The organism is Rhizobium freirei PRF 81 (assembly GCF_000359745.1).
Lineage (GTDB): Bacteria > Pseudomonadota > Alphaproteobacteria > Rhizobiales > Rhizobiaceae > Rhizobium > Rhizobium freirei.
On record NZ_AQHN01000089.1, the window covers coordinates 173,118 to 197,139 of the forward strand.

Below are 24,022 nucleotides of genomic sequence, written 5' to 3' on the forward strand. Positions count from 1 at the left end.
GTGTTGAACGAAAAAATTGCCGTTATCGGCCTCGGTTATGTAGGCCTTCCAGTCGCGATTGCGCTCGCCGAAAAATTTCATGATGTGGTCGGTTTCGACATCAAGGCCTCGCGCGTCGCTGCGTTGAAGGCCGGCGAGGACGATACCCGCGAGATTTCGGCCGAACGGCTGCGATCGAGCGGGCTGCGCATCAGCAGCGACATGCAGGATCTGCAGGATCGCGATATGTTCATCGTCGCCGTGCCGACGCCGATCGACCGCAACCGCCAGCCGGATCTGCGGCCAATGGTCTCCGCCTCGCGCACGGTCGGTAAGGTTTTGCGCAAAGGCTCGATCGTCGTCTACGAATCGACCGTGTATCCCGGCGTGACGGAAGAGGTCTGCGGCCTTGTGCTGTCGGAGGTCTCCGGCCTGCGGCAGGGCGTGGACTTCCATGTCGGCTATTCGCCGGAGCGCATCAACCCCGGCGACAAGGAACACACTTTCGAGCGCATCGTGAAGGTCGTCGCCGGCGACGACGAGGAAACGCTGGAGAGGATCGCCGCCGTCTACGGCGCCGTGGTCGAGGCCGGCATCCATCGCGCTCCGAGCATCAAGGTGGCCGAAGCCGCCAAGGTGATCGAAAACACCCAGCGCGACGTCAACATCGCGCTGATGAACGAGCTTTCGATCATTTTCGAGAAGATGGATATCCGCACCGCCGACGTGCTGAAGGCGGCACGGACGAAATGGAATTTCCTGCCCTTCACCCCCGGTCTGGTGGGTGGCCATTGCATCGGCGTCGATCCGTATTACCTGACGGCCAAGGCCGAAGAGCTCGGCTATCATCCGGAAGTCATCCTCTCCGGCCGCCGCATCAATGACGGCATGGGCGCCTTCATCGCCCAGAAGCTCATCAAGATGCTGGTCTCGGCCAAAAGGCCGATCAATGGCGCCCGCATCGGCATTTTCGGCCTGACCTTCAAGGAAAACGTACCCGATCTGCGCAACAGCCGCGTACCCGATATTATAAGTGAACTGCATCAGTTCGGCCTGGAACCGCTGGTGCACGATCCCATGGCGAACCATGCGGAAGCGGAGGAGGAATACGGCATACGTCTGGCCGCGCTTCAGGATTTCGGCAAGCTCGACGCCGTCGTCCTCGCCGTGCCGCACAAATCCTATCTGGCCGATAGTGCGGCGGAGATTCTCAATCTACTGGGCGAAAACGGCGTGGTGGTCGACGTGAAGGCAGCACTGGAACGCGACAATCCCCGGCTCGACGGGCATTCCGTCTGGAGCCTTTAGAGCATTTCCAGGAAAAGTGCTCAGCGGTTTTCCGTCCGGAATGCACAAAGAAACAGGAAGATAGGGCGTTTTCGCAATTCGAACAAAAGCGGAAAAGCTCTAACCGGCTCCGCAGTCAGCCTAGCGACCCTTCGCTTCGGAGCCGGCGACCGTCGCCGCCAGGCCCTGCTCGATGGAATAGGGTGGCGACCAGCCGGTGATCGCTTTTGTTTCGCCAATATCGACCTGAAGCGAACCGAGCAGGCGGCGCGCTGCCGCACGGCGTCCAAGCAGCGCCGCAAGCCCTTCCAGCAGCATTGGCGGGACCGGCAACATCAAGGCTTTCCTCCCCTGCGCCGACGACAATCTGGAGATCAATTCGCCGATCGAGAGATCCTTGTCATCGCTGATGAGGAACGCACGGTTCGCTGCAGCCGGATGGGAACTGCAAAGCAGCATGAAATCGACGAGGTTGCCGACGAACACGAGCGACCTGCGGTTTCGAACCGCGCCGAACGGCCAGGGAAACGACCGTGCGGCCCACCTCATCAGGCTGGCGAAATTCGCCTTCACGCCAGGCCCGTAAACCAGCGGCGGCCGGATGATGACGACTTCCATGCCGGTTTCGGCGCCGATGGTAAGCAGCGCCTCTTCCGCCTCCAGCTTCGAGCGGCCATAGGCATCTTCCGGATGTGGCGCGTCGGAAGCCCTAAATGGCCTTCCCGGCGCAGTTTCCTCGCCATTGACCTTGATCGAGCTCAGAAAGATAAAGCGCCTGACCCCGGCTCTCGCCGCCTGCCGCGCCAGATTGACCGTGGCGTCGACATTGACGGCGCGAAATGCGGCGAGCGGATCGGCAGCGCTTTCGTTCATGACGTGAACGCGCGCCGCTAGATGCACGACGATGCTGACACCGGCAAGCGCGGCGGCCCAATCCGTCGTCGCATCGATCGCGCCGATGGCGGTAAAGCCCGGCCGCGAGACGCGGCTGATAGGCCGGTACGCCATCTGTCTCCGCGAAAGCTCGGCACAGAGCGCTTGCCCGACAAAACCAGTTGCGCCGGTGACCAGGATCATGCGTCCGCTACCTCTGCTCGTTCGTGCCAGTCTTCATTGCGTCAATGCAATGCACCGGATGTCAGCCCGGAACAAGACCGGGGAATCTGGCGCAAGGCAGTTGTGCACCAATCCGCAATATGAGATGCACAAAATATGAAACCGCCGTCGCCGCTCGCACGGGAGACGATGCAACTGCAAGAGACGATGCTTTATACGATCGCCAAGCGCCTTTTCGATTTTCTAGCGGCCCTTGCCGCGGCCATCGTCTTTTCCATTCCGATACTGATCGTCGCCATCGCCGTCAGGCTGACGTCTCCGGGACCGATCCTCTATTGGTCGGATCGGGTCGGCCGCAGGAACAGGATCTTCCGCATGCCGAAGTTTCGCAGCATGCGCACCGACACGCCGGCCGTTGCGACGCATCTGCTGAAGGATCCGAAGGTCTATCTCACGCCGATCGGCTCCTTCCTGCGCAAATCCAGCCTGGACGAGCTGCCGCAGCTACTCTGCATCCTGAAAGGCGAGATGAGCCTCGTCGGCCCGAGACCCGCCCTCTTCAATCAGCACGACCTGATTACGCTGCGCACGGAGCGCGGCGTCGACGCGCTTCTGCCAGGCCTCACCGGCTGGGCGCAGGTCAACGGCCGCGACGAGCTGCCGATCCCGCAGAAAGTAGCGCTCGATGAGGATTATCTGCGCAAGCGCTCCTTCCTTTTCGATCTCAAGATCATCGCCCTGACGGCATTGAAGGTGGCTCGGCGCGATGGCGTGACGCATTAGCAAGCATCGGGCGAAACCGTCAGGCGGATGGAGCCACGCCGCAAGAAAGCCGCATTCCTGCCTCTTTGCGATCTTAGGGGCCGTCAAGATTGCTTCGGCAGGCTGGATAGGGGATCAATGTGGACGACAGGGGAACGACGACATTGGATAGCTCACGCGTGAACACATCGCCGGCCGATCTCACGACCCGTCCTCCCGGCATCACCACAGCCGCAAGCGTCATGCCAAAATTCATGGCAATCGTCGGCGGCCTGCTTTGGCTGCTGATGGCTTCGCCGACCGTCGTCGAAAGCGACGCCTACCGCTATGCGACGGCAATCCTGTCGATGATCGCTCTCTACTACTATCTGAAAGCGCCAGTTAAGCCGCGCACGGACTGGATCGGCTGGCTCTGCATGGGCTGGGCCGCCTATGTCATGGTCCGCTTCGCCATCATCTATTGGCTGACGTCGCAGCACGACATCGGTGCTTCAGACTGGCTCTATGCCTTCACCTTCTTCTTTCCGATCCTGGGCGTCGGCTTCCTGCTCTATGAAGAGCTGATGGAAAAGATCGTCGCGGCCTATTTCGCCATGGTCCTCATCATGCTGGTCGCCACCCAGCATCTGCGCGAAGTTTTCGCCGGCGAGACCATCCGCCCGCTGATCATGAACAATCAGATCCACGGTGCCGTCGCCTGCGGCATGATCGTAATCTTCACCCTGTTCTGGCTGCTGCATTATCTAACGGAAAAATCCAGCGATCGCCGCATCGCGCGTTTCGCTTATATTGTTTCGCCCTTCATCTTCGCGCTCTGTTTCATCGCCATCTACGGCGCCAAATCGAAAGGCGTCTGGCTGGCGCTCGGCATCACCATGCCGCTGCTGGCGCTGGTTACGCTCACCTATCTGCGCATGAAGAGCGGCATTATCGCCATCGTCGCCGTGGCAGTCCTGTTGATCGCCGGCATCTATGGCGTCAGGCACAACCTCGACAAGACCGCAGGCCCGACCGTATCGGCGGCCCTTTCCATGGTCGAGAGCGTCACCGGCAGCCACGATCTGGGCGGCGTGATGACGACCACCATCGGCTCGTCCGACACCCCGGTATCGATGGACGAGCGCTTGCAGCTCTGGTCCAACAGCTGGGAGGTCTTCTCCTCCGCACCGATCTTCGGCTGGGGCAATCAGTGGCTCGAACGCTGGGCCGAGACGCGCTACTCGCATGTTCAATACACGCTGCTGCACAACGGCTATCTGGAAATCCTGGTGCGCTTCGGCCTGTTCGGCGCAGCCGTGATGTCCCTGATGCTCGGCGTCTTCCTGCGGGCGGCATGGCTGGCCCGCAAGGCAGGCATCATTCCGCGCGCTGTGTGGCACGCCTATGTGCTGTGCCTGGTGTTCTTTTCGCTGACGCTGCTCAGCAACTCCAACAACCGCCTCGCCATCGGCGAAGGCCTAGCCTTCACCTCCTCCGCCTTCGCCTGCTGGTGCCACATGCGCCTGAAGGGCGAATATCTGGCGGCGGCAAAGCCGGTGCGGCAGGAGGCGGTAGTGGGGGCTTGAATAAAACCGGTCATTGAACGAATGACTTGTAAAGCCGAGATATCCTGCAACATAAATCAGGCTGTTCTATACGACGATGAAATGATTCATATGCGCAAGCAGATGCCGGCAGATCGCCGAACAAACGAAGCTCACAGCCCCGTGACTAGTATTTTCATCGTGCATTTCCATTATCTGGACGTGTCTTCCGAGGAAGCAGCTCAACTTTCGGCGATCGATTTCTTTAACCTTTCGCCCCCACAGGGGACATCAGCAGTGTAAACATGCAAAGAGATCGCGCAGTTCATAAACGAAATTGCCCACTTCGATTGGTTTATGTCGTCACCGAAGACTGGTTCTTTGTGACCCATTTCCTGCCGATGGCACGGGCAGCCCAAAGGGCAGGTTTCGAGATCGTGGTCGTGACCCGGGTGGGGGATCGCGCAAAGGAAATTGAGAGCGAAGGATTTCGGCTTGTTGCACTCGCGGCAGACCGTTCGGCTTTCGGTATAGGGCCGCTCCTCTCTACGCTTTTTCGCCTACGGGCGATATTTTTGAGAGAGCGTCCGGATATCATTCATGCGATCGCGCTGAAATCAATCATCCTGGGAGGAATTGCCAACCTGTTAAGCGGTGGAAGCGCCGGGGTCTTTTCTCTAACCGGCCTAGGTTATCTCTGGAGCGGAAACAGGTCAGTCTTGCGGGTATCGCGCGCGGCTGTTCGATCTATCTTACGTGTCCTAGGGTTGCGCTCACCAATAACATTTACCTTCGAAAATGACGACGACTCCCATGAGTTTCCGCATTTGAACGATAAGATCGTTATTGGCGGCTGGGGGGTCGATGCCATTCCGCTATCCCCCAAGAGCATGCATTCGGCCTCGCCGGTTCGTGCGCTCTATCTAGGTCGAATGCTCAAGTCGAAAGGCATCGAGCCGACCGTCAAGGCGGTGCAACTCGCCAGGGAAAAGGTGGACGTTCAGCTCGAGTTGTGGGGAACGCCTGATCCGGGCAATCTCACGAGCTTGACGGAAGATCAGCTGCTTGCATTCTCTAAACTAGAAGGGGTGCGATGGTGTGGTCGGGCTGCAGACGTATCGACAACTTGGCAGCGCGCCGATATCGCGATCCTTCTTTCGGAGCGGGAAGGTATGCCACGCTCTCTTATCGAGGCAGCAGCGACGGGATTGCCAATGATTGCCTTTGACGTCGCCGGCTGCCGATCTATCGTGCAAGACGGCATAAATGGCTTCCTTGTCCCGCCGGGAGATGTTCGCGCAGTGGCTGATGCAATCTTGAAGCTTGCGAACGATGCCGAATTACGCGCACGAATGGGCGCAGCTGCGCGGTCTGACTTTGAACAGCGATTCTCCATTGAGAGCGTTGTTCCCAGAATAATCGAGGTCTATTTTAACCTTGTTAGATATCCGCAAATGCGTTAATTGCGGCTCCTCAACCCTGAGAAACCGAAGAGAATTTACCGATGATTGACCTCCAGAGCTTTTACCGCGGGAAGAATGTTCTCGTTACCGGAGCGGGTGGATTTATCGGCAGTCATTTGGCTGAAGTCCTCGTGCGCAACGGCGCAAACGTTACCGCGATGATTAAGTACGGCTCCTCGTCTCACTGGGGCAACTTGGAGCACGCAGACGCGAATACGAAGCGCTCTCTCCAAGTCGTTGCCGGCAATGTCGAAGACTCTGACTTCGTCATGAACGTCGTGAAAGGTAAGGATGTTGTTTTTCACCTGGCCGCGCTGATCGCAATTCCTTACTCTTACGTCGCTCCCAGAAGCTACGTGCGGACGAATGTCGAAGGTACGCTAAATGTCGTTGAGGCGGCTCGCCGACTTGGCACAAGCCGCGTTGTACATACATCGACATCGGAGGTTTATGGCACTGCGTTGCGCGAGCCGATCGACGAAGACCATCCGCTCCAAGGTCAATCTCCATATTCCGCCTCCAAAATCGGTGCGGACAAGATTGCAGAAAGCTACTATCGATCGTTCTCGACGCCGGTCGTAACCTTGCGGCCATTCAATACGTTTGGACCCCGGCAGTCGGCCCGCGCCTTCATACCCACGATCATTTCTCAAGCCGTAACGCGCGATGTCATCGAACTGGGCGCGCTCGATCCGATGCGCGACATGACGTTCGTAGGTGATACCGTGGCGGGCTTCCTATTGGCAGGGGCAACGAGCGGCATTGACGGCCAGACCATCAATCTCGGAACTGGCAGCACCGCATCGATTGGCGATTTTGCGACAAAGATTTTGAAGCTGATGAATTGCAGCAAACCGGTGACACAAGATCCGAAACGTCTGCGTCCGGCGGAAAGTGAAGTTTTGAAACTGGTGTCGGACAACAGCAAGGCACAGCGCTTGCTTGGCTGGACGCCCGCGACGTCAGTAGAAGACGGCCTGAAGCAAACCATATCGTTTGTGGAAGCGAACATTCATCTGTACCGTCCCACAGAATATACCGTCTGATCGTAAGCGTATAAAGGATCGGCTATGAAAGCTATCGTTATGGCAGGGGGCAAGGGAACGAGACTTCAGCCATTCACTGCCTCCTTCCCGAAACCTCTCGTTCCATTAGGGGACATGCCGGTACTGGAATTGCTTCTGCGTCAGCTGAAAGCTGCTGGCGTCGAAGAGGTGATTTTGGCGGTCAACCATCTGCATCATTTGATTCGAGCTTTTTGCGGTGACGGCTCGGCTTTCGGCCTCAATATCGATTATGTTCTCGAGGATACTCCTTTGGGAACTGCCGGCCCAATCGCAGCGGTACTCGACCGCGCAGGCGAGAATTTCATCGTTACCAACGGCGATCTGCTCACCAATTTCTCCATTCCGGAAATGGCGCAAAAGCACCAGGACTCTGGAGCTAGTGCGTCAATCGCGGTCTATGAGCGGAAGGTCAACATCGATTTCGGTCTGATAGAAGTCGATGATCATATGCGCCTTACCGGCTATCGCGAAAAGCCTTCTTATTCTCATCTCGTGAGCATGGGTCTTTATATTCTAAACAGGGATTCCGTTGCGCCTTACCTGGAAGTCGGCGTGCATCTCGATATGCCGCAATTGATGCAGTCGCTTCAGCACAGCGGAAGGACCGTCCAATGTCAGCGGCAGGACTGCGTCTGGCTGGATATTGGTCGCCCCGATGACTACGCTTCCGCTCAGCAAATGTTCGAAACTCAGCGAAGCCTCTTTTTGAAGGACTAGGCAATGGCAGTTGCCTTGGTAACGGGCGCCAACGGATTCCTGGGTAATTATGTCTGCCGAGAAATTCTAGACCGCGGATACGATGTAGTACGCCTCAGCCGCGGTTCGACGGTTGAAGATGAGAAGGCATCTCCGTTATCCGCAAAGCCGACGGCTTCGGAAATATGCAAGATCATTGATGAGAGGCAGGCGGCAATTGTCTATCATCTCGCAGGGACCAGTCAGGCCTCGGATCTGGAGGCACTCTATCAGGCGAACGTCTTTTTCGCTCAATCAATACTGAGCGCGGCGGCATCGGCAAAGTCCCCCCCAAAAGTCATTTTGATCGGAAGTGCGGCTGAATACGGCCGACCGGTCAATTCTGATATGATCTCGCGGGAAAGCGACACGTGCAGCCCACTTTCCGCCTATGGCATTTCCAAGCTTGCCCAAACGCATCATGGCTTAGCTGCGAGTGAGGCCGGTCTGTGTGTTACCATAGCGCGACTTTTCAATCCGATTGGGGTGGGAAGTCCAGCAACTACGGCGCTTGGAAGCTTCGTCCGCCAGATTGCCTCGATGCCGACTGGAGGGGGAATACTCCGAACGGGGTCCCTTCATAGCACGCGTGACTTTATCGACGTCGCAGAAGCTGCCTCTGCAATTGTGAGACTTTCGCTTCTCTCCGACGTTCAAGGTAAGGTCTACAATGTATGCGCTGGCGCGGGCGTCAGGTTACAGGATCTCGTATCGCAGCTGATTGAAGTGTCCGGCATTGCGGTTCAGCATCAGATCGAGAGCACCCGCCGCGGCACCAGCGACATCGATACGGTCATCGGCAGCAATGACAGACTACGCTCGGTGGGGCTCGATATATCCAAGCCGGACTTTCGGTCTGTTCTGGAAAAGATGCTTTCGCATGAGCGCGCGATTGTTCGGAAGTCTTGAACGGTGACGACCGTGCCGCTGTCCGTGGTGATCCCAACTTATCGTGATGGTAAAGCTCTCGCTCGTGCTTTGTCGTCGATAGCCTGCCAAACGTGGCAGCCTGCAGAAATTATCGTTGTGGACGACGCCGGGAATGACGATACCTGCTCGAAATTCCTGCCGGCCTTCGCTGATCTCCCGGTCAAGCTTGTTACACTTGAGCAGAACGTCGGGCCTGGCGGCGCCCGCAATGCGGGCATATCCGCCAGCAGCAAGCCGTACATCGCTTTTCTCGACGCCGACGATGAATGGCATAGCGAAAAAGTCGAGCGCCAGATGAAGGTCATGCTGGCTCCAAGAAGGCCAGCCTTCTCCGCACATTTGAAGTCCTTCTCCAACCAAGACTGGTCTTTGCCATCGCCCGAGCAGATCTCCGAATTCAGCCGCTGGGAAATACTCCTCAAGAATCCAGCTTCAATTTCGACTGTAATTATAAGACGTGACTCTATTCATCACCTCTTCCCCAAATGGTATGCTGGCGAAGACTATGCTTTCGTCGCGGCAAATCTGCTTTCGGGAATTGCCTCACTGAGGATGAACCTCGCTCTTGCCCGAGCTGACAAGCCAGCATTCGGTGCGAGTGGGCTCAGTGCCAGGATGTTCGCTATGCAGCTGGGCGAAATGCGTACGCACCGCCTTCTTGCACGAGAGGGCCTTATCCGAATGCCCGAATACCTGCTGCTGATACCCTGGACTCTTATAAAGTTTGCGCGCCGACTTATGTTGCATCGTTTTCGCGCACGACGCTCATCTCCGTCGCAGAACGCTTGAGCTCGATAGCTGCTTGCAGCGCCGCCTCGTAGCTAGCGCCCATCTGTCTTTCCGACAGCATTTGACTGGCTGTTGCACGTGCAGCCGATTTCATAAGTGCCAATTTGGCTCTATCAGAGATGAGGGAGCGAATGGCCGCTATGAAATCGGACGTATTCGCGGGCTTGCATAGAATTCCAGCACCGGAGTCACGCAGAATGGCCGGAATGCCCCCGACATCGGAAGCAACGACTGCACACCCCGAAGCCAGGGCCTCCAGCAAAGCGATAGGGCGCCCGTCTATACGCGAGGGCAAAACGAATATGTCGTACGTCGAAAAATACTCTTGCGTGCTGTTGACTAACCCCATGAATTGAAAGCGAGCACCGGCCGGCAACTTCTTGATCTCGGCTTCGACCGCGTCCTTCAGCGGGCCGCCTCCTGTCATGACGAAGCGTACTGAGGATTCGCGACTAAAGGCTGCCGCTAGCTTTATAAAGACCTCAGGAGCCTTTTCTTCGGAAAGACGACCGGAGAAGCCGATAACGATTTCCTCCTCTCCAATCTGAAGCTCCTTGACGACGTCCGCCGAACGTTCGGTATCAAACCTCGTCACATCGACGCCGCTTTCGACTAGCTTGACTCTATCCTCAGCCCACCCCTGCTTCTTCAACCAAGCAATGACTTCGGGATTTTCCGCAACGGCGGAGGTTAATTGCGATCGATATTCCACATGGGAGTGGGTATGACCTGCCGTATTGAACAGCAGGTCAACGACTGCCATGCTGCGATATTTTTCGTTCAACTCGGGAAGTAGCTCATAGAAGACCCGGCTACCCGCAAGCAGCGCAACGTCGAAACGGCGACTTTGGATCAGATAATGTATAAAGCTCGAATATTCCCATTCCCTCAGGAATTGCGGAAGGATGTATACTTCGCTTGTAATCTCTTTGAACCACCCGCTGGCGTCCTCAAGCCCCTTTTGAGGAAGAGTGGAGATGATTGCGACATGCCAGCCCTCAGATATCAGGTAACGCACGATTGAGGAAAGCAGACGCTCTGCTCCTCCCACGATGAGAAAAGGGACCGCAATCAGAAGCGAACGATCTCGCTCGGAGGCAGGCACCGATGGCCAAGGCAGGCCACCTTCAGGTACGCGAACCATTCGCCTGCGTGCTTGCGATTTCGAATGGGTAAATGCTTCAGGTTGGAGAAGCGCTCTATTTCGCTTCAATATCGCGTTCTTCTGATATCCAAGACTGCGGACGCCTGTCGACGACAACGAGCCTGAGCCATGGACGGTATAGTTGAAAAGATATTCGCCCGTAATGTTGCGTACACGCCCGCCGACGGCGACGCAACGCAACCAAAAGTCCCAATCTTCCGCAACGTGGTCCTGCCCTTTCCCTGTATCGAAGAAGCCGCCTGCCTTTTCCCATAAGTCGCGACGAAACACAGCGCAGGTCGTCACGTGATTTCCGTAGGTCATATCCTTGAGGCTCGGTATCTCCAGGAGATCGATTACTCCAGTGCGAGCGCCGGTAAAGCGAATACCCGTGGAAACGACATCATAGAAATGAGCGTCCAGGAGATACGCGGCCTTTTCCAGGTAAGTGGGATCAAGCGTGTCGTCCGCATCAAGGCAGCAAATGAACTTCCCTCGCGCAATCGCAATCCCGGCATTGCGATTAGCTCCGACGAGCGTCGGCTTATCGTGAATGATAACGCGGGTTTTCGGTCGGTTCAGTTTCTTGACGATGTCGGGAGTTTCGCCATCGGTGGACCCTCCTTCTACAACAATAATCTCAACATTATCAATCGTTTGACTGAGAATTGAATCGATCGCCCGCTCAAGAAAACGCCCATAATTGAAGCAAGGAATGACAACAGACACTAGCGGATCAACCTGACGTCCATCTAGGTCTACCGAAAAGCCGGCCTGATCCGCATTGCTTTTGTCGATGGGGCTCTCATCAGGCCCATTAGAACTGACGACCATCCCGTCCGCCAAGGCGACGTCGATATATTCAATCGGGATATATTCTTCACGGACAGGGAAGACGCGCCGCAGCAGAGTAGCATAAATGACGTAGATCTGACCGCTAATAATCAGACGAAAGGCGGTCTTAAGCACATGGCGCAACCGCATTGCCCGTGCGCGGAGCACCGAAACTGTTCTGCCTGTGTTCGCGCGCTTCATCTGCAAAATCCAATACAGTCTGCCTGGAAGATTGAACCGTCCTCAGCTCAAGGAAACATTTAAGTACCGCGTCGAATATGCCGTCGCCACACCGATCACCCCGAGGCGGCCCTCGATGCCAGGTACGCCTCTGTGATCTCATCGACCGGGCCTACAGCCTTCGCGACACCCTTTTCGAGCCAAAGCGCGGTCTTGCAGAATTGGCGCGTAATCGAAATGTCATGAGAGGCGATCACAAAAACGCTGGCATTACCCAAGATCTTTTCGATGCGCGCTCTCGCCTTGGCAATGAACTGTGCATCGCCCGCATTGATCATTTCGTCCATGATGACGATGTCGGGTTCGATCGATGTCGAAATGGCGAAGGCCAGCCGCACGAACATGCCCGAAGAATATGTTCGCACCGGCATATCGAGAAAGTCGCCAAGTTCGCAAAACTCTGCGATCGACGGCGCCAACTCCCAAGCTTCCTTAAAACTCAGTCCCATGAATGCGCAGCGAAAGATGATGTTGTCCCAGCCGCTCGCCTCCATGTCCATTCCGAGGGTTATGTCGGTAAAGGAGCTGATGAGCCCATCGATGTCGACCGAGCCCCTCAGCGGCGGATAGACGCCTGCCAGTGTGCGCAGAAGGGTTGTTTTACCCGCCCCGTTGTGTCCGAGCAACGCGAGACGATCGCCGTTCTCCAGATTGAGGGTCAAGTCCTTGATGGCATCGACGACGACCGTATTGTTATGGGCGACGATATTGCCGCCCAGCTTCGAAAAGACAGCCGTTCGCAAAGACCGCGAATGGGAATTGAAGATCGGGTAGGAGATCGAGACGTTCTTAAGGCGTATATGTGCCATTTGTTTAGATCCAATAAATGGCGCGTTTGTGATAAATGCCAATAAAGGGCAGCCCGACAATCCAGATAAAGGCGGTGTAAGCTAAAGCCACCGCCCACACCGTTGCCGATGTCTCCACGCCCAGTACAGGGTCTCGGAGAAGAGCCAAGAAGACCGAAAATGGATTGACTATGTTCATCCATTGATAATTTTGCGGAATGAACTCCGGCCTCCAGAGAACCGGCGTCACAAAATACCCTATCTGCGTCAAGCTCTGCGTCAGGGGAGCAGCATCTCTGAAGCGCGTTGTGATAAGCGCGAGTATGTAGCATGCCGGAACCAAGAACAGCACCGTCAAGACAATTCCCGGAAATATCAGGAAGATATTCCAGTTTGGTACCACCTGAAAGCACGCGAAGACGACGACAACAATGATGAAATTATAGCCCGTAGTGATGAGGTTTCGGTAGATCAGCGTATAAATCGCGACAGAGAAGCTGGTTTTCTGATTTAGGAAAAGATTGCCAGTCGAGGTGAGGGCCACCGTGGACTCATTCAGGGTACCGGATATGAGTCCCCAAAAGATCATTGCGACAGTTATGTAAGGAAGGATGCCGGCAACCGGCATTTTCCAAAGGAGCGACCAGACAAGGCCGAGTGCGAAAATCGTCACGCCCGTCGACAGGGCGATCCACATTTGGCCGAATTTAGACCTGGAGTGCCTGCGCCGCAGATCGGCGGTACCCAACAGGTGCCATATGCGCCAGCTCCTTATTCCGTCCATCAACTCGATGGACCCCGCCACATAAGGTGTCTTGAAACTCATCCGCTAACTCGTCATCGCGAAAAATCGCCGCCATTCATGTTTGCTTGTGCTTCTAGTGCGCTTGCCTATGCTTTGACAAGCCGCACGACGTATTACATGTCGCGAGCGTGAAGATCCGTTGACGCCAAAAGCCGTTGATCCGTGCAGATATCAATCCGATTGCACCAGCCTGGGTTTACGCTCGCCCGATCAACTTGCGAAGCAGTACCCTGGCGCGCACGTCCAACGTTCGCTCACACCGGCGCATCCAGAAAGCCACTTCTTCCGCGAGTTCCATCACTCGTTTTTCTGTATGGCGCAAGCGCTGCTGAAGCTCCGAATAGGCAACTATTCCAAAGACATCGGCGCTGCCCATTGCCTTGAAGAAACTGGGGAAGGTAAAGCCGTTTTCGGCCAGAACCCGGGCGCTGGCTTCATCACTCAGCACGCGATACATCAGCTCCAGCCCAAACGCGCGCATATGATGCGCTTCCTCCTTCATCGCGAGGTCCGCCATGATTGCCTTGATGGGCCAGTTGTCATACCGAGACTCCTTCGCCTCGGGAAAGATCCGGCAAAAAAAATCGCGGTCTTCGATTGTCGCGTAGGATTCGAATACCTTTGCGAGCTCCCAATGGACTTGTGCTTGTTTGTATGGCGTGGTCGCGCTGGTGTTTTGCTGATTGTCGCGAATTCGATAGTCGATCAATCGCTCCGGCATCACGTATACTTCAAAGTCCAGACAAATGCGGATCCACAGATCAAGGTCCTGCGTTTGGAGAAGGCGCGGATCCGTCAGTCCAATCTTGTCAAAAACACCCCGCCGTATCATCGCCGTTGGTGCGGATAAGTTGTTGCCGACTTTAAAGAAGCGACGGAGCCAAACCTCACGTGGGCAGTTGTCCACTTCAACCCACTTATAGCCAATGTGATCCCTTATTTCCTCTCCAGCTTCATTGACGTAACGCATGTAGCTGAACGCCGCGCCAATTTGGGGATTGGCGCTGAGAAATGCGAGCTGGCGCTCTAACTTTTCTCTATTGAATAAGTCATCCGAAGCAAGGGGACAGATGAATTCTCCGCGCGCCTCACGAAAATTGTTATTTGCGGCGACGCTTGGGCCTTGATTCCTGGGTAGCCTAAACAATCGAATTCGTGGATCCGAGAACGATTTAACGACATCTACCGTTGCGTCCGACGAACCATCATCTGTCACCAATATTTCAAAATCAGAGAAAGTTTGGGCCAAAACGCTCTCAATGCACGCCCCAATATACTTTTCGTGATTATAGGCAGGGATACATACGGATACGCGTGGATGCACGGCGGTCTCTATTCTTGACCCAGTCATCTGAGAATTTCCATTTCGTATACGAGCTGGCAAAGATTGTTATTTGCGCAATCGCGCTACACCAACGCCAGTCAAACCAAAACCATTCCCGTTATAAAACAAGAACGTTCCGTGCTGGTTTTCCACTACCGAGGCGAAGCACGTCATCTCGGAATCCCAACCACTGACGGAGGGCTCGAGGCCGCCCACCCTGTCTTGACGCTGCCAGTTCACACCATCGCTCGATGTTGCATAGCCTATGCTATAGCCTTTTGAATGCGACCTTACTGAATGCCACATCTCGTAAACACCATTGATCTTTCGAATATACGGGCGCCCGAAGCCGTATTCATCAGGCCCAATGGGTTTCAAAACCGCCGTGCTTCGATCAGGCCACGACACCCCATCTGAAGATTCCAGATAGGCCATATGATAGGTGGGAACCTGTTTGCCAGCAGTTTCGACAAAAGCGGAGCCGGCTGCGTACCAGATTTTCCAGAGGTCCTGCTCCTCGTCCCTTAGAACGTGAGCGCCGGTGCGCACGATGAACTCCGCGGGAGTTCGGTCCAGAATCGGCGTTTCTTGGTACCGGACGAAACTGTCCCCGCCATCGTCGCTAAAGGCCAAGCCTGTAAACAGCAGATAGCGCGCACGCGGGGTTAACTGCCATCCTGCATAATACATGCGGAGGCGCGCGCCATCGCGAACAACAGCGAGCGGCGTCACGCCGTTGTCGTCAAAAGCTCCGGGTCTACCAATATCGAGAGCGGGCCGCTCCGAAAACGCAATTACACGAGTTGGGTCGCTCGATGAGACGTCTATCCAGCCCAAGCGTCCCACCTGAAGATCGTCGCGGAAAGCGAGAAAAACGCGGATGCGATCCGCATCCATTTCGATGGCGGTCGGCAAATAAGCGTGCGAATGCATCCACTTTGCCCGGCCGTTGGCATTAAATATAGGACCTAATCGCTCCCAGTTCATTGTCGCATCCCAGGATGGTCCGATCTTCTAGTTTGAGGACCGCGCCGTGACGCCACCATCAGCAGGCCCTCTTGTTTCCAAGAGACACATTTATTTAGAAGACGAAAGCTTAGCCTGACGCCATGCCTTAACACTCGGAGACGGTAACCACCGATATCCAAGGTATGAACGAATCGCCGGATCCTCGGGCGCTTCGCTCAGCATCGAAGGGATACTGATTTGCTGCGCCAAGATGGGAACACCTATAACGTGGTTGATCGCCCGGCGAATGCGGCTTGATTTATTTATGCCTGCGCGATGGAAGGTCATCGCGTCGAAAAACAAAATCGAGCCAGCCGGCGCGCTTGGTACGTACTGAGAAAGAGCAACCAGTTGCTCCGAGGGAAACGCTTCAAATTTATGGCTAGACGGCAAAAATGCCGTGCCACCAGTTTCAAGATTGAAGTCTTCGAGGCAAACCAGCGCACTGACAGCCAATGGCTTCGATGATACCCAATGCTGATAATTTAAATCACGATGCCATCCGGTTTGAGCTTGAACCCGCTCGGGACGATTGATGACACCGTTTTGCATGAGCAGCTGGATGCCCTCCCCCAAAACCAATCGGGGAATTTCCAGCAATTCCGCTGAGGTGGCGAGCTCGAGAAACTCACGATCATACGCTAGGGGACAGCGAACAATGTCACGATCATTCAATTTCTCAAGAGCTTCCTCGCCTGAGACCTCTGCACATTGAGCAGCGTAAACGTCTTCAAGCTTTTGATTAAGGCTAGCGACTTTGGACATTGGCAGAACAGATTCTAATACGCCAAAGCCCCGAACAGCAATCTCTTCGCAAATAGCAGCTGCGCGCCCTGTCGCAGAACTTGCGTTGGTAATGCCGTAGGTTTTCACCGTTTCCATCGCCTCATCCCCAGCTATATGCTTCCTCAAGAGTCGGCTTAGCATCTTAAAAAACGACAGCCAAGCCTGAAGAGACCGCTTTTTAGCACTTAGCTCGACCGCCTTTCACCAAAATCCGGTCCAATGCCACTCTCACATCCATGGGATCGATAGCAAAATCAAAATTCGTGTGTATCCAAGAGACGTTCGGCCGCGGATAGCCATCCCCCACGCAGATAAAATAATCCTGACAAATTGACGACGTGATACTGCTGAAAGCCTCTCCAGCGTCTGAACTGGCTGCGAACACGAGCACGGCACATTCACGCGGCGCAAAGGCGAGATTGGCAAAAGCAGCACCTGCTGGGCCTGCGACAATTTCAACATCGGAAAAAAGCTCGATCTGATCGTCGACGCTCATATTCCCGGTGTTTACCGATACAAATCCAGCCTTGGAAAGCAATCGCACTATCTTTTCTTCATTGAGGAATCGTGCAGTGCGACTTCCGATCCCGCGCGTCAGATACAGCCGCTTTCCCGGACGTGGCTTGCCCTCGCCACCAGCAGGCAAGAGCCGCTCGCGTATCAAGTTGATTGCTCTTGGGTGAGCCATGAGATCTCTGGAGACAACGGAAGGGACGGTAAGCTGCCTCAATCGAAGCGGAGAACTGAAATTAACGGCTCTCCACCGTGACTGGTTGACCCCAAGTCGAGCAAGCAGACGCTCCTGCCAAGGTTTGATATCGAGATCCACAAGAATAGCTTCATCCGCGTGGGTAGATTTCTCTTCAAGAAGAAGCAGCCTCGGTAAGTCTTCGCAAATAAAATGATAGTAATTTTTATTATGTCCGAAATATATAGCGTCTTTCAAATTGACGCAACGCGACGCATCTCGGCAAACCAGGGCGTTTTCCTCGCTGACGGCAAGGATAGAGGGTGTATAGCGATGCCAGTGAATGGGCGAAATATGATTTGTATCCGCCAAGAGATAATTTCCCTCAGCGATTGAGGCACCATAAGAAGGCAAAATCTCAGCCTTTTCGATCTTATAATTAAAAACCCTTCCAAAGGTGTGTTCACGCTCGTAGTAAGATATTTCCCCTCCCGCGACGACATGCGACTTTATCGTCAGCTTGACTTCCTCCAATAGCTCCTCTTGTTTCACCCCGTCCAAATGTCGTGCCTTATGACTGTCAGCAATTTGGACCACCGACGCGGTTACCCAGCCCTGCCAACGATCAAGCTTGGACTTTAGCGCGGCGAGACCAAGGACTGGATCTCTTCCAAATTCCGCAATTGCCATCGCCAAATTCTGTTCATACATGGGATGGGCCAGCGCGAGATACTCATGCAAGGCCAACAAGCTTGCATCCCACTCCTTCATTTTGAGAAGCGAACAGCACAAAAGCCACCACGCTGATTTGTTTTGGGGGTTGATCTCAGTTGCTTTTCGCAATTCCTTGACCGCATCCGAAAACGACCTGGCCTCCCAGGCCCGCGTTCGAAACCGCAAGCTGGGAGCTAAACTTTCATCAAGGAGAATTCCTGCAGCCAGATGGGCTTGCGCCTCCTCAGTCCAGCAGGCTTCTACGAGGAATAAATCCCCCAAGCCGGTCAGGACAAGATCCGTCTTGTATTCCTCTTTCAGAGCCAACTGATAGGCTGCAAACGCGAGGTCGAACATCCCGGCATGCTTGAACGTGTTAGCTAGAAATAGCAGCATCGGACCGCGAGGATTGCTGCGCCAACGTCCGTGATGGCCTTCGCTTGAGAAGGGATTAGGTATCTGCGACAGGAATATTTGTTGGTTTCGCCCGGGAATGGATGCAATATTCCGCATAACATGCCCAAGTATTGCCCAGCACATAGAGGTGCGATTCGCCCCATAGCGGCGTCGGATATTTTCAATCCTGTTAAATTTGAAGGCGGTGAGCCACAAAACTCCAACAACGACCAGCCCTAAACGTGCGGACCTGTTCCTCCAAGAAACTCTGGCTAGCATGCTATTCCTTCTGCGATAGGACTTTCAAGGTCTAGTCATAAGCGGGCAAGGGAGCTAAATGAATAGCACTATAGACAAGATGTCTCTCTATCACACGGGCTGAATGACGCAAAATGAAGCGCTCTGATTTTCGAAATCGGCTTTCGAGCCTATTTCAGACATACAACGAAACAGCATTTAAGCTGCGGCGCGCCGCAATCACGGAACGTCTTCAATCGGCTGCGGAAATTTATATTTTTGGTGCTGGTCAGAATGGTCAGCATGTCGCCGACCTCCTCGGTCAAATCAGTTTGAAAGCTGTGGCATATATTGACGACACTCCGGCAAAACAAAACACTATTGTAACCGGCCTTCCGGTATATTCATTAGATTACCTCGCTGGACGAGGGAAAACTATTTTGATCACGTCAATATTTTCCCCACATATTGGTTTCTCCGAGATCTCCGCCAGATTAAGGTCGCAAGATATAGAGCATGTGTCGCTATTTGAATTTCTTTGGGTCGCCAATGAAGATGACAGTTCGTCTTTTTATTTTCTGAATCATCCAACCTTTCTTCATCGCCATGCCGAAGACATTCGGTGGCTTCTTGACAGGTTAGTAGATGAAGAGTCGCTGGCCCAGCTGCTTGCGCATATTCACTTCAGACTTAATCTCGACTATGGCGCGCTGCCTGCCGTGCAACGCGTATTTTGGCCCAGCGCGATTCCTTCTGAGAAAATCGTATACCTCGATTGCGGCGCCTATGATGGCGATACGTTAATTCCGTTTATGCAGGAGCATAGCAACCGAGTACGGCTGGCGCTCCCGATCGAACCCGATCCTCATAACTTCCACCGAATGACGAACAATCTTGCTTCCTTAAGTGCAGATGATCGACGAAAGATCATTCCGATTGCAGCAGCGACGGGAGAAACCAGCGGTAAGCTGAAGTTTGATCTTGGAAAAAACCAAGCATCTTCGCTTTCGGAAGCTGGCTCATCCGAAGTAGATGTCGCAGCTTTGGACGAAATCATTGAAAAATATTGCGAACCCAACGACCACATATTGGTCAAAATAGACGTGGAAGGCGCCGACTTGGCCACGCTGAAAGGCGCAAAACGTTCAATTATTGAGCGGAAAGTGTGGCTGGCGATCTCGGTATACCATGCGCCATCCGATCTATGGGCTCTCCCCCAATATGTAAGCCAACTGGACCAAAACTATCGATTTGCCTTGCGCAGCAACGGTTGCGATGGAGCGGATCTTATGGTTTACGCCTTTGTGCCAAATGCGGCAGACCTCGCGTCATAAGGCCGAAGTATCGACAACGACCTCATAAACATCGTGGGCGACGGAACTGCCTCCAAACTCTTCTTTTTGAGTGACGAGGCCCTCGTTCAATATACGTCCGCCGTCTTCGTTGGAAATCCCGAAATCAAAGAAGCGGTGCGAATGGCGATAGCGCTCAATCAGAAAGTCAAATAGCCCATCCAGCGCCGCGACGTCACGGCCCTGTTCGCTTGCTGCGATATATTGCGCGTGTGCGACAGTTGCGGTGTCAAACATCACGACGCCGGCCACCGCTTGGCTGTCCTGCTCTGCGAGATACAATTTGATAGCTTCAGGCAACCGCTCCGACAACAGTATTATTTCCTGAAGAGTATGTGTCGGCGCAACCCCATGCCGCGACTGAAGCGTGTCGGAGAGAATTCGCCAGAAGGCTGGCCAATCCTGACTTTCCGTGAAGTGTAATTGCGCCTTAACCGCCTTCTTAACACCGCGTTCACGCCGCTTTGATCGTACGCCAGGGGAAAGATAGTCGATAGTTGTCGTCACATCTCGCCGGATCAATTGAGCTCGATGGCGAAACAATGCGTACAGGTCCTCCTGCGCGGGTGCTCGATGATAAATCGATGGCAAGGCCTTATAAATAAGCCGTCGGACTCCCTGCTCGCGCAGCCGATGCAGAAGTATGTCCCATATGGCGAGCATACGAACGGATGTCACTCGCTGATCAACCACCAGGCCGCCGAATGTTAAACCCTGATGCGAATAAAGGGTATCCCCGGCGATGTTTGCCGGCAGAAGGCCGATCGGCTTGCCTTCATCCATAAAAATATAAGAGCAATCCTGGAATCGATCGGAATGATATTCCATGAAGCGCCGATCGAAGAGAAAATGCCCATTCCTCGCTTCCGCGTTGAGGGCATTCCATATCTCACGCTCCGACTGGGTAAAGGGAACGATTTCAATCATTCGTCCCGCACCCTGCAAAAGCGCGTCGCCGCAATCTTACGAGGTTCTGCCGGATTGCCTTGGTATATCGTATTCGGGGATGTCGATGATGCGATGGATGCGGACATTGCGATATAGTTATCTTCAGCAACATCCGTGTTGTTCCCTATCGCAGCATTCACGCCGATATAGGAATATTTGCCGATATTACAGAAGCCGGAAACCACAACATGGGAGGTTATGAAGACATTGTCTTCGACCGTCGAACGGTGCCCGATGTGATTGCCGCTCCAGAGGATGACATTGTTTCCGATCGTGACAAATGCCTGAATCGTATTGTCCTCAAGGACAAAGCAATTGTCGCCGATTTTCACATTGTGCCAGACAAAGGCACGCGAGCTGACATAACTGGCGAGCGTATAGCCTCTCGCTTTCATATTGACATAGTGCCGAGCACGCACCCTGTTCAGCTGAGAATCGCCAATAGCCACGAAGGCCTTTGTTTTTGCTGGCGGAAAATGCTCTTCGACGGTTGCGAGATCGACAAGGGGCAGCCCCTCGAAGGTGTCTCCATTGATATAGTCAGAACCAATTGCGAATCCGACAGGCTCGTAAGACGAATCGTGCAGGAAATATTCGTAGGCCATGGAAGCGATTTCGCCGTTGCCAACAATCAGCAGCGACTCCTTGTCTTTCGAAATTCCTGTCATGGTTTCCTCACAAGCAAATCGTCGCGTCGGTTGGCCATAGGAAGGGAGGATGGCTGCGGAACGAGATAGGCATCACAACTCATGGAGTGCGCTCTGCTGATAAGGCCCTGAAGCACCGCATCGTCGATCAAACCCTGTCCGGCGCTGGGGGAAGGAAGCGGAGGAAGATCGTCCCGACCGGTGAATTCGCGGTGGAAACGTATACCTGCCTGGCTGAGGAAAAAACGCCGACGCTTGGAAGCATTCGGAATATCCCCGAATAAAATCTCGCCACCTTCTGCCAACAAATCCACCAAGACATCCATCACGTGAAACGGATTTGTCTCCACAAACAGATATTGAAGGACGCTATAGCTAAGAACTGCATCAATTGGGCCATTGGCTGCAGAGCGAACTGCTTCGATATTGTTCGGAAAAAAGCCGCTGACCTTCGTTACATGCGGCGCATCTGGCAGCTGCCTCAGCATCTCCTCGGAATCAACCAATATGAGTCGATGATCGTTTCTCTCGCAAAGATCGATAAGCATGCGAGGCAGATTGGCACATCCAGGACCTATATCGAGGATCACCTTTTTGCTGCTGGTCAAGCTCGGCAATTTCTCGCAGATATCCCGGAATATCGCTTCTTCGAATCTCTCGCGATATGCGTCAGGAAAGCCGATCCGTTCGTGAACGGAAAGATGCGGATTGGAAGCAAGCTTGCGAAAGCCCTCGTAATCGAGCTCTACTGCAGCCAGATTGATGTCCTTCGAGGTCGCTAGCTCGTCGTTCTTCACGCTTTCCCCTATGCGAATTCAATGTTCAGACTTTGAAGAAATTCCGCGTCTGCTCTATGACATAGTCGATTTCGTCATCGGTGTGGAAAGCATCTAACGGCAAACTGAGAACCGATTGTGTCAGATCTTGAGCGATCGGGAAACTATTGGGATCCCAACGGAAACCAGAGAAACACTTCTGATGATGGATCGGCAAGGGATAGTGAATATTGGTGCCGACGCCAACACCCGCAAGCCAACTCTCCAGCGCCTCACGCCGACCTTCGGCTACCTGCACCGCAAACACATGCCAGACAGGTTCAGCCCAATTGCGAACAGCAGGAAGGCGCAAACCATCTATATCGCTCAGCCCGTCTATATAACGACGTGCGAGCTCCACGCGACGAGCGTTCCAACGATCCAACCGATCCAACTTTCGAAGGAGAAAGGCGGCTTGCATCGGATCGAGGCGCGAATTAACCCCCAGGTCGTCGTGATAGTATTTGCGCGACGCGCCGTAATTTCCTAGTTGCTTGACCTTTGCTATCAAGTCTGGATCGCCTGACGTGACACCGCCCGCATCCCCGTAAGCGCCCAAATTCTTTGTCGGATAGAAGCTAAAAGCAGCCGCGTCCCCTAGAGAACCGCATCGGCGGCCCTTGTAAAACGCCCCATGCGACTGCGCGGCGTCCTCAAGAACAAAAAGGTCGTGGCGGCGCGCGATCTCTATCAGTGGATCCATATCGACCGGATGGCCATACAGATGCACCGGAATAACCGCTCTGGTACGAGGGGTTATAAGCGCCTCTACCTGCGATACATCCATTAGAGCGGAATCCCGCTCAACATCGACAAGTATGGGAGTCGCACCCGCACGCACTACCGCAAGTGCTGTTGCGACGAAAGTGTGAGCCGGGACAATAACCTCGTGACCTGAACCAATATTACGGGCACGGAGAGCCAATTCCAGGGCATCATATCCGTTGGCCACGCCGACGGCCTTCGCCGCGCCGGAATAATGCGCGAAAGCAACTTCGAATTCCTCAACCAACGAGCCCCCGATGAACATACCGGAATCGAAGGTGCGGTCTACGGCCTTCTGCAGCTCGCCCCGCATCGCATCGACGTGTCGTCCGAGATCGATATACGGAACTTTGGTTACAGGGGCCGGGCGGCTATAGCTGAGAAACTCTTCGTAGTTACGGATGTAATCCTTCTGATCATAATAGTCCGAGGCAAGTACGGCCACGAGACTATCGCTATCGAAATCGACGAGCTCCCGCCAATATCCGGGCGGCAAGATCAGCGCCTTGTCATAACTATCGAGGCGAAACTCATGCCTCTTGCCGAAGCCTTCCAGCTTGATCGTTACGCCCCCGCGCAATGCTACGAAACATTGAGACAGACGCTTATGCGCATGGCCTCCGCGCTCACTGTCCTCACGAAGCTCGGTCAAAAAATAGAATCGTTTAAAATCGAAGCCCACTTCCTTGAGCCCCTCGACGACGCCGAGTAGGCCCCTGGGATCTTTTACCGTTTTCACCTGAACAACGCGCGGCTCGTTCAATTCCACAGAGTCCAAGATAGCCGTCACAATCTCCCCCCAACGCGCTAGTTACTGTTGCGACTGCACCGCTTGAAAACGGCCTTGCTCGCACATTATAAAGAAGCAAAATTACCCTGGCTGGGGCGCAATGTCTACTTTTACGCATATACCCATCGCGTCGAGTACAGTACGTATCCA

21 protein-coding genes are annotated in these 24,022 nt (G+C 54.3%); 9 read left to right on the forward strand and 12 right to left on the reverse strand.

The window, feature by feature from the left end; all coding sequences use genetic code 11:
- Positions 1-1,287: a nucleotide sugar dehydrogenase gene (locus RHSP_RS28540; protein ID WP_004127128.1), complete on the forward strand. Its 1,287-nt coding sequence runs from the start codon at positions 1-3 to the stop codon at positions 1,285-1,287.
- Between the two features lie 120 nt (positions 1,288-1,407).
- Here the strand turns inward: RHSP_RS28540 and RHSP_RS28545 are convergent, their stop codons facing one another.
- On the reverse strand, positions 1,408-2,343 hold the full coding sequence (locus tag RHSP_RS28545; RefSeq protein WP_004127129.1) for an NAD-dependent epimerase/dehydratase family protein: 936 nt from the start codon (positions 2,341-2,343) through the stop codon (positions 1,408-1,410).
- A 186-nt stretch (positions 2,344-2,529) separates the two neighbouring features.
- Here RHSP_RS28545 and RHSP_RS28550 point away from each other — a divergent pair, with 186 nt between their 5' ends.
- The 7 genes from RHSP_RS28550 (at position 2,530) to RHSP_RS34120 (ending at position 9,591) form a co-directional block, all read left to right on the forward strand.
- Positions 2,530-3,105, forward strand: coding sequence for a sugar transferase (locus tag RHSP_RS28550; RefSeq protein ID WP_037155461.1), 576 nt, complete (start codon positions 2,530-2,532; stop codon positions 3,103-3,105).
- 158 nt (positions 3,106-3,263) lie between these two features.
- Complete coding sequence (locus RHSP_RS28555; protein WP_240535536.1) at positions 3,264-4,649, forward strand: O-antigen ligase family protein; 1,386 nt, start codon at positions 3,264-3,266, stop codon at positions 4,647-4,649.
- A 263-nt stretch (positions 4,650-4,912) separates the two neighbouring features.
- Complete coding sequence (locus RHSP_RS28565) at positions 4,913-6,070, forward strand: glycosyltransferase family 4 protein (protein ID WP_004127137.1); 1,158 nt, start codon at positions 4,913-4,915, stop codon at positions 6,068-6,070.
- 41 nt (positions 6,071-6,111) lie between these two features.
- On the forward strand, positions 6,112-7,116 hold the full coding sequence (locus tag RHSP_RS28570; RefSeq protein WP_004127140.1) for an SDR family NAD(P)-dependent oxidoreductase: 1,005 nt from the start codon (positions 6,112-6,114) through the stop codon (positions 7,114-7,116).
- 24 nt (positions 7,117-7,140) lie between these two features.
- On the forward strand, positions 7,141-7,854 hold the full coding sequence (locus RHSP_RS28575; protein ID WP_004127143.1) for a nucleotidyltransferase family protein: 714 nt from the start codon (positions 7,141-7,143) through the stop codon (positions 7,852-7,854).
- A 3-nt stretch (positions 7,855-7,857) separates the two neighbouring features.
- Entirely contained in the window at positions 7,858-8,781 is a 924-nt protein-coding gene (locus RHSP_RS28580; protein ID WP_004127146.1) for an NAD-dependent epimerase/dehydratase family protein, read from the forward strand.
- A gap of 3 nt (positions 8,782-8,784) precedes the next feature.
- Positions 8,785-9,591: a glycosyltransferase family 2 protein gene (locus tag RHSP_RS34120; protein ID WP_037155081.1), complete on the forward strand. Its 807-nt coding sequence runs from the start codon at positions 8,785-8,787 to the stop codon at positions 9,589-9,591.
- On the opposite strand, the gene RHSP_RS33220 is transcribed toward RHSP_RS34120, so the two are convergent.
- The 7 genes from RHSP_RS33220 to RHSP_RS28620 form a co-directional block, all read right to left on the reverse strand.
- Complete coding sequence (locus tag RHSP_RS33220) at positions 9,539-11,770, reverse strand: glycosyltransferase (RefSeq protein WP_004127149.1); 2,232 nt, start codon at positions 11,768-11,770, stop codon at positions 9,539-9,541. The two genes, RHSP_RS34120 and RHSP_RS33220, sit on opposite strands and share 53 nt — an antisense overlap.
- Positions 11,771-11,865: 95 nt before the next feature.
- A complete protein-coding gene (locus RHSP_RS28595; protein WP_004127152.1) occupies positions 11,866-12,618 on the reverse strand; it encodes an ABC transporter ATP-binding protein in 753 nt (250 codons plus the stop codon).
- A gap of 4 nt (positions 12,619-12,622) precedes the next feature.
- The gene (locus RHSP_RS28600; protein WP_037155083.1) at positions 12,623-13,423 is read right to left on the reverse strand and encodes an ABC transporter permease; all 801 of its coding nucleotides are present in this window, start codon (positions 13,421-13,423) and stop codon (positions 12,623-12,625) included.
- Positions 13,424-13,598: 175 nt separating this feature from the next.
- Positions 13,599-14,753 (reverse strand): glycosyltransferase family 2 protein, encoded by a 1,155-nt coding sequence (locus RHSP_RS28605; RefSeq protein ID WP_004127158.1) that lies wholly within the window; start codon positions 14,751-14,753, stop codon positions 13,599-13,601.
- Between the two features lie 39 nt (positions 14,754-14,792).
- Positions 14,793-15,713 (reverse strand): glycoside hydrolase family protein, encoded by a 921-nt coding sequence (locus tag RHSP_RS28610; protein WP_004127166.1) that lies wholly within the window; start codon positions 15,711-15,713, stop codon positions 14,793-14,795.
- Between the two features lie 90 nt (positions 15,714-15,803).
- A complete protein-coding gene (locus RHSP_RS28615) occupies positions 15,804-16,616 on the reverse strand; it encodes a phytanoyl-CoA dioxygenase family protein (RefSeq protein WP_004127169.1) in 813 nt (270 codons plus the stop codon).
- A gap of 82 nt (positions 16,617-16,698) precedes the next feature.
- Positions 16,699-18,597, reverse strand: coding sequence for a glycosyltransferase family 61 protein (locus RHSP_RS28620; protein ID WP_004127174.1), 1,899 nt, complete (start codon positions 18,595-18,597; stop codon positions 16,699-16,701).
- A gap of 113 nt (positions 18,598-18,710) precedes the next feature.
- Here RHSP_RS28620 and RHSP_RS28625 point away from each other — a divergent pair, with 113 nt between their 5' ends.
- Complete coding sequence (locus RHSP_RS28625; RefSeq protein WP_004127177.1) at positions 18,711-19,889, forward strand: FkbM family methyltransferase; 1,179 nt, start codon at positions 18,711-18,713, stop codon at positions 19,887-19,889.
- Here RHSP_RS28625 and RHSP_RS28630 read toward each other — a convergent pair.
- The 4 genes from RHSP_RS28630 to RHSP_RS28645 are packed head-to-tail and all read right to left on the reverse strand — an operon-like array spanning position 19,884 to position 23,845.
- Entirely contained in the window at positions 19,884-20,834 is a 951-nt protein-coding gene (locus RHSP_RS28630; protein WP_037155093.1) for a GNAT family N-acetyltransferase, read from the reverse strand. The two genes, RHSP_RS28625 and RHSP_RS28630, sit on opposite strands and share 6 nt — an antisense overlap.
- Positions 20,831-21,523, reverse strand: coding sequence for an acetyltransferase (locus RHSP_RS28635; protein ID WP_004127203.1), 693 nt, complete (start codon positions 21,521-21,523; stop codon positions 20,831-20,833). The genes RHSP_RS28630 and RHSP_RS28635 overlap by 4 nt, the downstream gene beginning before the upstream one ends.
- Entirely contained in the window at positions 21,520-22,299 is a 780-nt protein-coding gene (locus tag RHSP_RS28640) for a class I SAM-dependent methyltransferase (RefSeq protein WP_004127206.1), read from the reverse strand. Before RHSP_RS28640 ends, RHSP_RS28635 begins: the two co-directional genes overlap by 4 nt.
- A 25-nt stretch (positions 22,300-22,324) precedes the next feature.
- Positions 22,325-23,845, reverse strand: coding sequence for an aminotransferase class I/II-fold pyridoxal phosphate-dependent enzyme (locus tag RHSP_RS28645; protein WP_167332681.1), 1,521 nt, complete (start codon positions 23,843-23,845; stop codon positions 22,325-22,327).
- Positions 23,846-24,022 lie beyond the last annotated feature (177 nt).

Coding starts and splice junctions, on each gene's coding strand:
- RHSP_RS28550 (WP_037155461.1), top strand. CDS start 2,530: ATGCTTTATACGATCGCCAAGCGCCTTTTCGATTTTCTAGCGGCCCTT.
- RHSP_RS28600 (WP_037155083.1), bottom strand. CDS start 13,423: ATGAGTTTCAAGACACCTTATGTGGCGGGGTCCATCGAGTTGATGGAC.
- RHSP_RS28565 (WP_004127137.1), top strand. CDS start 4,913: ATGCAAAGAGATCGCGCAGTTCATAAACGAAATTGCCCACTTCGATTG.
- RHSP_RS28610 (WP_004127166.1), bottom strand. CDS start 15,713: ATGAACTGGGAGCGATTAGGTCCTATATTTAATGCCAACGGCCGGGCA.
- RHSP_RS28575 (WP_004127143.1), top strand. CDS start 7,141: ATGAAAGCTATCGTTATGGCAGGGGGCAAGGGAACGAGACTTCAGCCA.
- RHSP_RS28620 (WP_004127174.1), bottom strand. CDS start 18,597: ATGCTAGCCAGAGTTTCTTGGAGGAACAGGTCCGCACGTTTAGGGCTG.
- RHSP_RS28630 (WP_037155093.1), bottom strand. CDS start 20,834: ATGATTGAAATCGTTCCCTTTACCCAGTCGGAGCGTGAGATATGGAAT.
- RHSP_RS28625 (WP_004127177.1), top strand. CDS start 18,711: ATGAAGCGCTCTGATTTTCGAAATCGGCTTTCGAGCCTATTTCAGACA.
- RHSP_RS28580 (WP_004127146.1), top strand. CDS start 7,858: ATGGCAGTTGCCTTGGTAACGGGCGCCAACGGATTCCTGGGTAATTAT.
- RHSP_RS28595 (WP_004127152.1), bottom strand. CDS start 12,618: ATGGCACATATACGCCTTAAGAACGTCTCGATCTCCTACCCGATCTTC.
- RHSP_RS28545 (WP_004127129.1), bottom strand. CDS start 2,343: ATGATCCTGGTCACCGGCGCAACTGGTTTTGTCGGGCAAGCGCTCTGT.
- RHSP_RS33220 (WP_004127149.1), bottom strand. CDS start 11,770: ATGAAGCGCGCGAACACAGGCAGAACAGTTTCGGTGCTCCGCGCACGG.
- RHSP_RS28635 (WP_004127203.1), bottom strand. CDS start 21,523: ATGACAGGAATTTCGAAAGACAAGGAGTCGCTGCTGATTGTTGGCAAC.
- RHSP_RS28605 (WP_004127158.1), bottom strand. CDS start 14,753: ATGACTGGGTCAAGAATAGAGACCGCCGTGCATCCACGCGTATCCGTA.
- RHSP_RS28570 (WP_004127140.1), top strand. CDS start 6,112: ATGATTGACCTCCAGAGCTTTTACCGCGGGAAGAATGTTCTCGTTACC.
- RHSP_RS28615 (WP_004127169.1), bottom strand. CDS start 16,616: ATGGAAACGGTGAAAACCTACGGCATTACCAACGCAAGTTCTGCGACA.